We start from the raw sequence: 11,782 nt of genomic DNA, 5'->3' as shown, positions 1-11,782 counted from the left end.
CCCTCCCATTCATCGTATATTTTGGCTACATGTTTTTTCCGATCAACCCTTTCTTTCATTTATTAAGATTACATTAACACAAAGTTAGAATAATGTAAATATTCTGAACAAAGAATTTTAAAAAAACTTTTCCTAAACATATGTATAATAGAGCTGATATCTTATTCAGAAAGGGGGCATATGATGAAGCCTATTACAAATAAAGAGCAGCAAGTTACCTATTTAAAAGAGCGCCTAGAAATTTTCCTTGAAGTGCTAGATGCCATTGACCCAGAAACGACAGAGCTTGACGATATCGATCGCCTTATTCAAATGATGGATGATTTAGAGGATAAAATGGAGCAATTCCACCAACGAACTGACATAGAAGAATAATTATCTAAATCAATTACGCCTCAGCATAATTGCGTTCAGATTTTTCGAGCTGTTTGGTGGAAGTTACCCTAAAGCCGTTACGTCCTGTGACAACGCTTAACTGACCTGCATCGCGCAGGCCTCTCTCCAAAATCCGTGAGAGTTTAGGTCAACACGATGTTGGTCACTCAGTCGTTGCCGCAGGATACGCTAGTTTTAAACTGAGTTCTTCTTCATCAGCGGGCGCTAAAAGAAGTTAAAGGGGGAATATCGTCACTTAAGACGCTCCCCTTTTTTTAGTGGTCTGAAAGGAGTATAATGATGTTGGACACTTCATCTAGTAAAATTATTACTATTTGAAAATAACACATTTCATTACTATTTTTCGGGGGGAAAAATAACATGTCATATTTAGAAACTTTGGAGAAAAGCCTGTACAATTTAGTAACAGAAACATCTACAAACTTACCAAAAGACGTGCGCCGTGCGATTAAAATGGCAAAAGAGGCCGAAAACGCTGGTACACGTGCTGCAATGAGTTTAGATACGATTACAACAAATATTGTCATGGCAGAAGATAATGTCTCTCCAATTTGTCAGGATACAGGTTTACCAACATTCAAAGTATATACTCCTGTAGGCGTAAACCAAATCGAAATTAGAAAGGCAATCGAAACGGCGATTGCTGCGGCAACAGCTGATGCGAAATTACGTCCAAACTCAGTGGATTCATTAACTGGGAAAAACTCTGGAACAAATATTGGCGCTGGCCTCCCAGTAGTAAAATTCGAGCAATGGGAAAATGACTACATTACAGTGAAGCTCATTTTAAAAGGTGGCGGCTGTGAAAATAAAAATATCCAATATTCCTTACCTGCCGAATTGGAAGGCTTAGGTCGTGCAGGACGCGATTTAGATGGCATTCGTAAATGTATTTTACATGCTGTTTGGCAAGCACAAGGTCAAGGTTGTTCAGCTGGCTTTATCGGTGTAGCTATCGGCGGCGACCGTTCAGCAGGCTATGACTTAGCAAAAGAACAATTATTCCGTCATGTGGACGATGTCAATCCAATCGAAGATTTAGCAAAGTTAGAAGATTATATTGTAAAAACATCTAACACATTTGGCGTAGGTACGATGGGCTTCGGTGGCGAAGCAACATTATTAGGCTGTAAAATCGGTGTAATGGATCGCTTACCTGCTTCATTCTTCGTATCAGTAGCTTATAATTGCTGGGCATACCGTCGCATGGCAATTGATATTAATCCAGCAACTGGTGAAATCATCAATTGGCACTACCAAGAAGGTGAAAAAATCACATTCAAAGAAGAAGAGCAAACAGCGGCAACTACTGACAATGACAGCCAAGTTGTTGAATTAGTCGCACCAATTACAGAAGAAAAAATACGTTCTCTTAAAGTGGGCGACGTTGTAAAAATTTCTGGTCGCATGTACACAGGGCGTGATGCCATCCACCATCACTTAATTGGTGACGGTGTGGAGGCTCCTGTAGATTTAAACGGTCAAATTATTTACCACTGTGGTCCAGTTATGGCAAAAGACGACGAAGGTAACTGGGTAGTTAAAGCAGCAGGTCCTACAACATCAATTCGCGAGGAACCATACCAAGGCGATATTATGAAAAAATTCGGTATCCGCGCTGTTATGGGTAAAGGCGGCATGGGCCCAAAAACATTAAAAGCATTGCAAGAACATGGTGGCGTTTACTTAAATGCTATCGGAGGCGCTGCTCAGTACTATGCTGATTGTATTAAATCCGTAGATGGCGTTGATTTAATGGAATTTGGCATTCCAGAAGCTATGTGGCACTTAAATGTTGATGGTTTCACAGCAGTTGTTACAATGGATTCACATGGAAACTCGTTACACGCTGACGTTGAAAAATCTTCACTTGAGAAGCTAGCACAACACGCTGAGCGTATATTCTAAAAAAAATTAGGCTGTCCAAAAAGAAATTCCTTTTTGGACAGCCTTAGCTTCTATATTCAATATTCCCCGAAAAGTCTATTTTGTTTTGACACCGCATTGAAATCAATGTTGTCATCGCTTCCCTTTTACTGAAGGATAACGATGCTAAAGCCAATGTTCATTCCATTTTTAAAAGAGACTTTCTCTGTTTATCGCGTATTAACAAATTTTGTTTGCGACGAGTAACCGCAGGAGCAGGCTGTAATACCACCACTTCAAAACAGCAGATAAAAACAAGATGTTTAAGTGGGGGATCAAACAGCCTGTAAAAACTAAGAATGAGGCCAACACGATGTTGGTCACACAAGCGTTTTCGCAGGATGCGAAGATTCTAGCTTGTGTTCCTCTATCACCAATCAGTGGGGGGCAAAGCCCCCACTGATCGAAGGTTCACTTTATAGGAATCAACATTTTGCGAAGCATCGTCGCTACTGCCCAAAATGCCGGCTATGTACGGCTTTTTGGGCAGCTTCTTTTTTGCTTTTAATTTGTCATATAATAGCGTGTCAATTTTAAATTTATATTTAGCCTTTCCAGATGTCCGTTTAAGCCCTCTATTCTCCGCTCCTCATCCGTTACCACTATCCCTTTCATATTCATTTATACTTCAGCATGATTATTTTTATTGCTTTTTTTTATAATTACTCATATACTTTAATTATAATAATTCTAATTTAGAAATTAGACTAATCTAAATGAAAAACATTATCAAATAGCTAATAGTTTGTTAAATGAAAGTGAATTTCATTATCAAGGAGTGTTCATATGGATATTACTAATCGAGAAAAATTATCAATAAATGAGAAAATAGCAGAGCATAAAGAATTGATTGCTGCACTTGTTGCAGGCTTCATTATCGTTCTTGCTTGGCGTATGGATAGCAGTGGTCAATCAACAGCTGCCATTATCGCTTACTTAACCGCCTTCGTAATTGGTGGCTATGCAAAGGCAAAGGAAGGTATAGAAGATACAATTGAAAATAAAGCATTGAATGTGGAAATTTTAATGATTTTAGCTGCTATCGGTTCAGCAATTATCGGTTATTGGACAGAAGGAGCGATATTAATTTTTATTTTCGCAGTAAGTGGAGCGTTAGAAACTTATGCGATGAATAAAAGCCATAAGGAAATTTCTGCACTCATGGCATTACAGCCTGAGGAAGCATGGCTAGTGAGAGGTGGGTTTGAACCAATTAGCGTTCCTGTTGCCTCACTAAAAGTCGGAGATCATATTTTAGTAAAGCCCGGGGAGCGCATACCTGCTGACGGTACTGTCTTTAAAGGGGTATCTACTGTTGACGAGGCTGCTATCACTGGGGAATCTATGCCGATAACAAAAAATATAGAGGATACAGTTTTTGCTGGTACAGTTAACTTAAATGGTGTGTTAACGATTAAAGTATCAACACTTAGTTCGGAATCTTTATTTCAAAAAATCATTACGCTTGTACAGTCTGCGCAAAGCGAGAAATCTCCCTCTCAACAATTTATCGAGCGCTTCGAGGGAGTATATGTAAAAGGTGTGTTGACAGTTGTCGCATTAATGATGTTCCTACCTCATTTTTTATTAGGCTGGGATTGGACGACAACATTTTATCGCGCGATGGTGCTGCTTGTAGTTGCTTCACCGTGTGCTTTAGTTGCTGCGATTATGCCTGCTACACTAGCAGCGATTTCAAATGGAGCAAGGCACGGTATTTTATTCAAAGGTGGTTTACACTTAGAGCATTTAAGTGTATTACGCGCTTTGGCAGTAGATAAAACAGGTACATTAACTCAAGGTACACCTGCTGTAACGGATTTCATCGTCCGTAATGAAGAACAACGCATGCATACATTAGCGATTTTAGCTGCCATCGAAAAACACTCAAATCATCCTCTCGCACATGCGATTACCGCATATGCTCATGAGCAACGCGTGGAAAAAATAGAAGCAGCTATTGAGGATGTGCCGGGCTTTGGAATCAAAGCAGTTATCCACAACAAGCAATATATTGTAGGAAAGCCTGATTTCGTTGGTTACGAGGCTTCACAAAACTTCGCAAATGGGGCTGCGGAAAAGCTTGCTTCACAAGGGAAAACGGTTATCTTTTTAAAAGATGAGGAAGGTATTGTAGCGCTCGTTGCGATGCAGGACATCGTACGAGAAGAAGCAAAACAAGCTGTTGCGCTACTGCAAGAGCTCAATATTAATGTTACAATGCTCACTGGGGATAATGAAAAAACGGCTAAAGCAATAGCCGCACAGTCTGGTGTCGATGCGTATGTTGCTGAATGTTTGCCAGAGGTGAAAGTACAGTATATTAAAGAATATCTTACAAAATATAAAACAGTCGCGATGGTTGGTGACGGTATCAACGATGCTCCAGCGCTTGCTACTGCTACAGTAGGTATTGCAATGGGAGGCGGTACAGACGTTGCCCTTGAAACAGCCGATGTTGTACTAATGAAAAATGATTTATCGAAAATTGCCTACGCTGTTAAGCTATCACGTAAAATGCAACGTATTGTAAAGCAAAACATTATCTTTTCATTAAGTGTTATCGTTTTATTAATTGCATCAAACTTTTTCCAAGTAATTGATTTACCTCTTGGCGTTCTTGGCCATGAAGGAAGCACCATTTTAGTTATTTTAAATGGCTTGCGCATGTTAAAAAATATATAGAAGAGGAGTTGTCTGCAAGCAGGCTAGCGCGCCGCTTACAGACAACTCCTTCTATGTTTATTGAAAGGTTAAAATTTATCAAACAAGAAATGTTCCCTTATTCTCCTTCGCTTTCTTGGCTAAAAAGAGGTTTTGCAAAGCTGCATTTAATAAGCCGCCTAAAATTAAAATCATCCCCGTTAAATAGAGCCATAGCATGAGCACAATCACCCCTGCGATACTACCATATGTAGCACCGAAGTTGCTAAAGCTACTAACATAAAATGAAAAGCCATATGTTAAAGCTAACCAGCCTAAAGTAGCAAAAGCTGCCCCTGGAATAATGCTAATTAATGAAAGACGCGGGTCAGTATTTGGCACAACCCAATACATTAATATTAATACCGCGAAAATAATGATGTTTGGCATAATCCAGCGAAGCAATGTCCAAGTGGATTCAAATGAGCTTTCTATCCCAATATAAGAAAATATAAAGCTACCAATCTGCTTACCGAAAACAGGAAAGACTAGTGCGATTAATATAATGCCTATAAAAGCTAATGTAAAAAGAAGCGCCCATAAGCGATTGACTACACCTGATTTTCCTTCTACATCATAAGCACGATTCAAGCCTTTAATTAATGCATCAATGCCGCGTGAGGCCGACCAAACTGTACCGATAATCCCGAGCGATAATAGCCCGCCATTCGTCGTCGTTAAAATCTCACCAACTATATTTTCTGTCAATACATATACTTCCTCGGGCATAATATCTGCCATAAACTCAAACACTTGATGACGCTGTAGGTTCAAATACGGTAGCAATGTAACTAAAAATATAAGTAAAGGAAAAAATGATAACAGGAAAAAGTAGGCAAGTTGTGCACCCATTCCTGATATATCAGCACGTTTCACACGTGCAAACATATCTTGAAAAAAACCTTTTGGTGTTGTGACATCAATATTAGCCTCTGTGGGCGCAATAAAGGATTTCCAGAAGGCAATAGTGCCTGATGCATTCTTTTTAAACTCTTTCATCAAGCTCTCCCTCCCTCTGCTCCTTACTATGCATTACTCTTTGAAAAAGCATCCTTCGTTTCAGTTACCAAGCTCTTTACTGTATTTGGTAATGTTTTCGCATCATCTACATGCTCAATAATAGAGGCGATATTGTTTGTTACATCCGCATATAGTGACTGAGCCTGCTCCATTTTCGTTTCAATTAACTCCTGCAATTCATCACGATTTTGCGAATAATAAGAAACCGTTTCCTTAACCTTTTTAGATGTTTCTATTGTATGCTGGCGCGTTTGTTTATCTAACATGCTAAGTGCTGCTCCCGCCAATGCACCGAAAATGATAGCTGGTACTAGTTTACTTTTCATTACTTTTCCTCCGCTCTTTCGTGTATTATTCCCAATTCTTTTCAAAGTAAAACGTTACTTACTGTTATTGTAACTAAATTTCTCTATTTTTGAAAGCATCCCTACATTCGCCGTTATTCATAAAAATATGTTATAATAGGTCGGATTAATCCATTTATTTTGAAAGGTAGGCTAACAATGGACTTAACAATCCCATCTAAAGAGAATGTTATTTATATGGTTGAACAAATTAAAGAAAAACTACGCATGGTAAATGTCGATGCAATGAAATCTGAGCATTTCAATGAAAAGCACTATGAAGATTTATGCTATTTGTACGAAATGGTGATGAAGCGCGATACTTTCAGTCCTAGTGAAATGAATGCGATTGTCGCTGAGCTAGGCTCTTTGCGTAAATAAATAGGAGCGTCCCAAAAGCAGTGCGGTTGCCTGCTTTTGGGACGCTTATATTTGTGTCTTATAGAAATAATGAGTAATTCAAAAAATAAATAGCTGTTTTTAAAAAGTTATAAACAGTAAATCAAGCGGCTTTCATGTTGCATTTAAAATGAATAAACAAATATCAGCTTTTCAAACTCACTTCACCTTCAATACTAAAAAGCGTTGCTCTGCAAGAATCACAAGGGACGGAGTTGTCCAAAAAGTTCATTTTGTTTTGCCACCGCATTGAAATCAATATTTTCATCGCTTCCCTTTTACTGAAGGATAACGCTTCCAAAGCCAATGTTTATCTTATTTTTAAAAGGGGCGTTCTCTGTTTATAGGAATAAACATTTTGTGAAACATCATCGCTACTGTCCAAAATGCCGGCTATGCGCGGCTTTTTGGACAGCCCCTCCTTTTTTTCACATTTAACTCTACTGAACTTCGTGTATTACTGCGCGGCTGCTTGAATCTCCTCAAACGCCCAATGCGCTGGTTGAACATCTGTAAATAATGGTGCATGTACATCTGTTTGTAGTTGTTGTTCAAACAATTGATTTAATACCTTCACCGCTTGTGCACGTGTTAAATCACCTTCAGGATTGAATGTTGTTGCACTCGTACCAGTCATAAGATTAAGTGCATTTATCTTCGCAATCGCCGAAGCAGCCCAATGGTTTGGAGCCACATCTGTAAACGTCATTGCTGCATTTGATGTCACACAGTATGCCACTGTACTATCCTCTGCACAGTGCTGTTCAATCCAACGCACAGCTACTGCTGCCATTTGTGCTCTTGTAATAGAACCATTCGGATTGAATGTTGTTGCACTTGTCCCTTGGAACAAGCCCTGTGCCCTCACATACTCAATTGCATCCTTTGCACCGTGCTTTGTCGTATCTGTGAAGCTTGCTTGTACTTCTGGAATTTCATTATTTGTTAAGTAGCGCGCTAACATACTTGCCATTTGCGCTCGTGTGACAGGTGCATTCGGACGGAATGTTCCATCTGCATAGCCCCGAATATATGGTACCGATATTTTTTCTTCTACAATTTCCTCTGCTTTCGGCATATATAAAATTGAAAATGTCGAAAACTTCGTTACTTCAAATTGAATGCCGCGCACACCTTCTTTAAATGCTACGATTTGTCCGCGTACTACTTCCTTCGTACCATCACTATGCTCAATATACACCGCTAAATTATCTAGCTGCTCCTGTGTCACATCATTTGGTAATGGCAATGTTAATGTCACAGGACGGTTTTGTATATTTGTTTCGATTGTCATTGGTTGACCAAGCAATGTTACCGCTGCATTACCCGCTAATTGTTGCACTACTTCCTCTTTTGCTGCTCGTTCTTCTAGCTGTTCCTGTCTTTCTCTTGATTTAACTGGCACAATGCGGAAATAAAGGTCTTCATTAAAATCTGCTAAAGAAGTTGCAGGAATAGCTAGCTTTACTGTTTCCATATCAATTTCTAATCCTGTTTGTCCCTGTGCAAGTAATTGCGCTGCTTCTTTTTCAATATCAATTGTTGTTTCACTCACTTGTTGCTGCTCATCTGGAATGACAATACGTGATTTCTTGTTTTCTCGATTCGCTAATTTTTCAATTGACTCACTAGCATTTGTCGCTGTAAATTTCACTGTATCTTTTACTACATCCCCACTGCTATCACGATTAATCACCGTTTGCACAAGTACCTCATCTGGGTTGCTCGCATCGACTACATTTACCGTAATTTGGTTTGATGTAGATGGCGCTGGTGTAGTACTTGGTGTAGATGGCGCTGTTACATTTGGTGATGCAACATTCCACTTTGCATAAAGTGTTATATTTGCTGTCACTTTGTCTGTTGCAAAATTCCAAGCCGTTTGGAATGTCGGCTCTTTGTACCAGCCCGCAAATGTATGATTAGCCTTTGTCGGAGCAGCTGGCGCTGTTATAACGTCATTTTGCGATACAGTTTTAGATATTACAGCACTACCACCATTTGTGTTAAAGGTAACTGTGTAAAGCTCTAGTAATGGTTTTAAATAAAGTGTCATCGCCTGTGGTACTGTTTTATCCCATACCTGACTAATTTGCCCGTCTACATACCACGCCAAAACAGTGTTGTTAAATTGCATATCAAATAGTTCATTCCCTAAAGTAGGGATTGCGCCTTTAAATTCAATTTTCACAATTTTATTATCATAAAAGCTTCTATCATTGATTTTTTTAACGGTCGAAGGAATGCTAATATTAGAGATTTCGTTACCTAAAAACGCATCAGTTCCGATTATTTGTAGTCCCTCGTTCAGCATTACTGTTTGCAGCTTACTGTTATTAAAAGCATAACTTTCTATAACTGTTACAGTGGAAGGAATTGTAATGCCTGAAAGACTCGTTTCAGCAAAAGCATACTTCCCAATTTTTTGTAAGTTCTCTGGTAATGTCACTTGTTGCAATTCATGCTTGTTTTTAAAAGCATTAGCTGCAATCGCTGTAACGTTTTTTCCATAAATCATATGAGGGATTACTAGCTCAGCAGGAACTTTACCTTTAAATCCTGTAATAGCTATCGTTCCATCGCCATTATCAGATGTAGTAAATAGACTGTTATCTACCCATTTCGCATATAATGTCACATCTTCTGTTACTGTATCGGTCATAATATCCCAAGGAATTTGTAAATTCTTATCCTTGTACCAACCAGCAAATGTATAGTCTATTTTTGTCGATATTTCTAAGCTTGGCAATTTTTCTCCCTCAGCAATTATTTTAGCTGCAATCGGACTTCCTCCATTTGTTTCAAATAGTACTGTATAAGTAGTTGGTGCAACAGAATACATCGACATCGCCTGTGGAACACTTTCATTCCATCGCTCTGTTAAAGCATAATCTGTAAACCAGCCTTTAAATTTAGGATTACTTAAATTTTGTTGCCCAAATGCCATAATACCTATTGTATCGACTGCTCCTTGAAACACGACTTTTTCCAATTTATTCTCTAAAAAGGCCCCTTGCCCAATAGACGTTACGTTTTTCGAAATAAGTACATTTGTCAAATTACTGCCGTCAAATGCAAATTCTCCAATTTGTGTCACACTTTCTGGCAGGGTAATCTCTGTTAGCTTATTATTAAAAAATGTATAATCCTCGATTTTTGTTATGCCATCAGGTAAATGAACACTTGTCAATTGATTGTCACTAAATGCCCACTCCCCCATAAAAGTGACACTATTTGGTATCGTTAAATTTGTTAATTTATTTCGTTGAAATGCCTCTTTTCCTATCTGCGTTACAGTGGATGGTATCTGGACGCTTGTCAAATCATTTCTTTTAAACGCTAAGCCTTTGATTTCTGTTATTCCTTCTGGCATTGTGACACTATTTAATTTATTATTTTCAAATGCGGAATCCTCAATAACCGTCACTTTTTCAGGTATGACAATATTCGTTAGTTTATTATCCATAAACGCACCGATTCCGATAGATTCCACGCTGTTCGGTAAAGCGATATCGGTCAATTGATTATCCCCAAACGCCAAAGCTTCAATATTCGTAATACTTTCTGGTAACGTGACATTCACTAATTTATTTTCATAAAAAGCAAATTCATCAATATATGTGATGCTATTTGGAATTGTTATTTCTGTTAATTTATTTCTTGAAAAAGAACTATAATTAATTATTGTCATATTTTCAGACAATCTTAAGTTTGTTAATTTATTATTCTCAAAAGCAAACATACCTATATCTCTCACATTATCTGGGATAATAAGTGATGTTAATTGATTATCCTGAAAGGCAAAGCCTCCTATAGCTTGCACGCTATCGGAAATCGTTAAGTTTGTCAATGCATTGCCAGCAAACGCTGCATAGCCGATATATGTGACACTATCTGGAATCACTATATTCGTTAGCTGATTTCCATTGAAAACATAGTCAGCAATTGACTCAAGAGCGCTTGGCCATGTGACATTTTGCAGATTATTATCTGAAAATGCAAATTGCCCTATATAGCTTACATTATCGGGAATCACTATATTCGTTAGTTGATTTCCCCAAAAAGCTTTCTCGCTAATCCATTCAAGCGTACTTGGCAATACAACACTCTGCAAATTTCCGTTCCTAAATGCTTCGTTGCCTATTCTTGTAACATTGATTCCATCAATTTCCTCAGGAATTATTAAATCTGTCGGTAGATCCCCCTGATAACCTGTTATTGTCCATGCATCGTCGCTATTTTTGACTGTCGTAAAAGGGTTCGTCCATTTTGCATATAACGTCATGTCCCCTGTTATCATATCTATAAAATCTAATTTGTCTGTTAATTCTGGATTTTTATACCACCCATCAAATGCTAAGCCTGGTTTCTCTGGTCTTTGCCAAATATTTAAAAAATCATTTTCCAAAAAAGTTACGGATGAAAATGAACTACCGCCATTCGATTCAAAATGAACGGTAAAGGTTGCAGGTGTTGTGGAATAAATCGTAAAGTCTCCAGGCGGCACATCTCCATTCCATGGATTTGTTAGTTCAAGGTTGGTAAACCATCCCTCAAAGCCCCCGTCTATTACTTGACTACTAAATGCGTCAGTGCCAATTGTTGCTGTCACCCAATCAAATCTAACCATTCTCAAATTATTACCTGCAAATGCTTCCTCCCCAATATACTCCACTGTATAAGGAATATGTACGAATGTTAATTGTTTATCGGCGAAAGCGTGAGCAGCGATTCCTGTAACTGCTACCCCCTCCAAAGCATCAGGTATTAAAAGATTGGCTGGTGGAGTACCATTATACCCTGTAATCATTCCTTCATTTCTATCAAATACAAATAAGCTGTTATCGGCTTTTGCTGGTGCTGCAGGCAATTGAGTTAATATAAGCATCACCATTAATACAATCAAGCCCATCTTTTTCATTTAGCTAACCTCCATTACATATGTTGTTATATTTAGTATAAAAGAAGTATGAATACTCTTGGCGTTAAGATTT

The 11,782-nt window shown here is 38.4% G+C and carries 7 protein-coding genes; 4 read left to right on the top strand and 3 right to left on the bottom strand.

Going from position 1 to position 11,782, the window contains the following annotated elements; translation table 11 throughout:
• Window positions 1–180: 180 nt before the first annotated feature.
• The 3 genes from MHH70_RS15200 (at window position 181) to MHH70_RS15190 (ending at window position 5,007) form a co-directional block, all read left to right on the top strand.
• On the top strand, window positions 181–375 hold the full coding sequence (locus tag MHH70_RS15200) for an SE1561 family protein (protein ID WP_201261966.1): 195 nt from the start codon (window positions 181–183) through the stop codon (window positions 373–375).
• Between the two features lie 381 nt (window positions 376–756).
• A complete protein-coding gene (locus MHH70_RS15195; RefSeq protein ID WP_342471882.1) occupies window positions 757–2,304 on the top strand; it encodes a fumarate hydratase in 1,548 nt (515 codons plus the stop codon).
• Between the two features lie 804 nt (window positions 2,305–3,108).
• Window positions 3,109–5,007: a heavy metal translocating P-type ATPase gene (locus MHH70_RS15190; protein ID WP_107943644.1), complete on the top strand. Its 1,899-nt coding sequence runs from the start codon at window positions 3,109–3,111 to the stop codon at window positions 5,005–5,007.
• A 78-nt stretch (window positions 5,008–5,085) separates the two neighbouring features.
• Here the strand turns inward: MHH70_RS15190 and MHH70_RS15185 are convergent, their stop codons facing one another.
• Together MHH70_RS15185 and MHH70_RS15180 are read right to left on the bottom strand one after the other, a co-directional pair.
• Window positions 5,086–6,024: a YihY/virulence factor BrkB family protein gene (locus tag MHH70_RS15185; protein ID WP_066164821.1), complete on the bottom strand. Its 939-nt coding sequence runs from the start codon at window positions 6,022–6,024 to the stop codon at window positions 5,086–5,088.
• Between the two features lie 26 nt (window positions 6,025–6,050).
• On the bottom strand, window positions 6,051–6,371 hold the full coding sequence (locus MHH70_RS15180; protein WP_342471881.1) for a YtxH domain-containing protein: 321 nt from the start codon (window positions 6,369–6,371) through the stop codon (window positions 6,051–6,053).
• Between the two features lie 177 nt (window positions 6,372–6,548).
• On the opposite strand from MHH70_RS15180, the gene MHH70_RS15175 reads away from it, so the two are divergent.
• Complete coding sequence (locus tag MHH70_RS15175; protein WP_066164815.1) at window positions 6,549–6,770, top strand: DUF1128 domain-containing protein; 222 nt, start codon at window positions 6,549–6,551, stop codon at window positions 6,768–6,770.
• A gap of 475 nt (window positions 6,771–7,245) precedes the next feature.
• Here MHH70_RS15175 and MHH70_RS15170 read toward each other — a convergent pair whose 3' ends face one another.
• Window positions 7,246–11,709: a leucine-rich repeat protein gene (locus MHH70_RS15170; RefSeq protein ID WP_342471880.1), complete on the bottom strand. Its 4,464-nt coding sequence runs from the start codon at window positions 11,707–11,709 to the stop codon at window positions 7,246–7,248.
• Window positions 11,710–11,782: the final 73 nt, after the last annotated feature.

Source organism: Metasolibacillus sp. FSL H7-0170 (assembly GCF_038593115.1).
In the GTDB taxonomy this organism is placed as follows: Bacteria; Bacillota; Bacilli; order Bacillales_A; family Planococcaceae; genus Metasolibacillus; species Metasolibacillus fluoroglycofenilyticus.
This window is presented reverse-complemented; position numbering and strand designations above follow the sequence as displayed.

What these genes read in the sequence shown, in the direction of transcription:
- MHH70_RS15200 (WP_201261966.1), top strand. Translation starts at nt 181, where the DNA reads ATGATGAAGCCTATTACAAATAAAGAGCAGCAAGTTACCTATTTAAAA.
- MHH70_RS15170 (WP_342471880.1), bottom strand. Translation starts at nt 11,709, where the DNA reads ATGAAAAAGATGGGCTTGATTGTATTAATGGTGATGCTTATATTAACT.
- MHH70_RS15195 (WP_342471882.1), top strand. Translation starts at nt 757, where the DNA reads ATGTCATATTTAGAAACTTTGGAGAAAAGCCTGTACAATTTAGTAACA.
- MHH70_RS15190 (WP_107943644.1), top strand. Translation starts at nt 3,109, where the DNA reads ATGGATATTACTAATCGAGAAAAATTATCAATAAATGAGAAAATAGCA.
- MHH70_RS15180 (WP_342471881.1), bottom strand. Translation starts at nt 6,371, where the DNA reads ATGAAAAGTAAACTAGTACCAGCTATCATTTTCGGTGCATTGGCGGGA.
- MHH70_RS15175 (WP_066164815.1), top strand. Translation starts at nt 6,549, where the DNA reads ATGGACTTAACAATCCCATCTAAAGAGAATGTTATTTATATGGTTGAA.
- MHH70_RS15185 (WP_066164821.1), bottom strand. Translation starts at nt 6,024, where the DNA reads ATGAAAGAGTTTAAAAAGAATGCATCAGGCACTATTGCCTTCTGGAAA.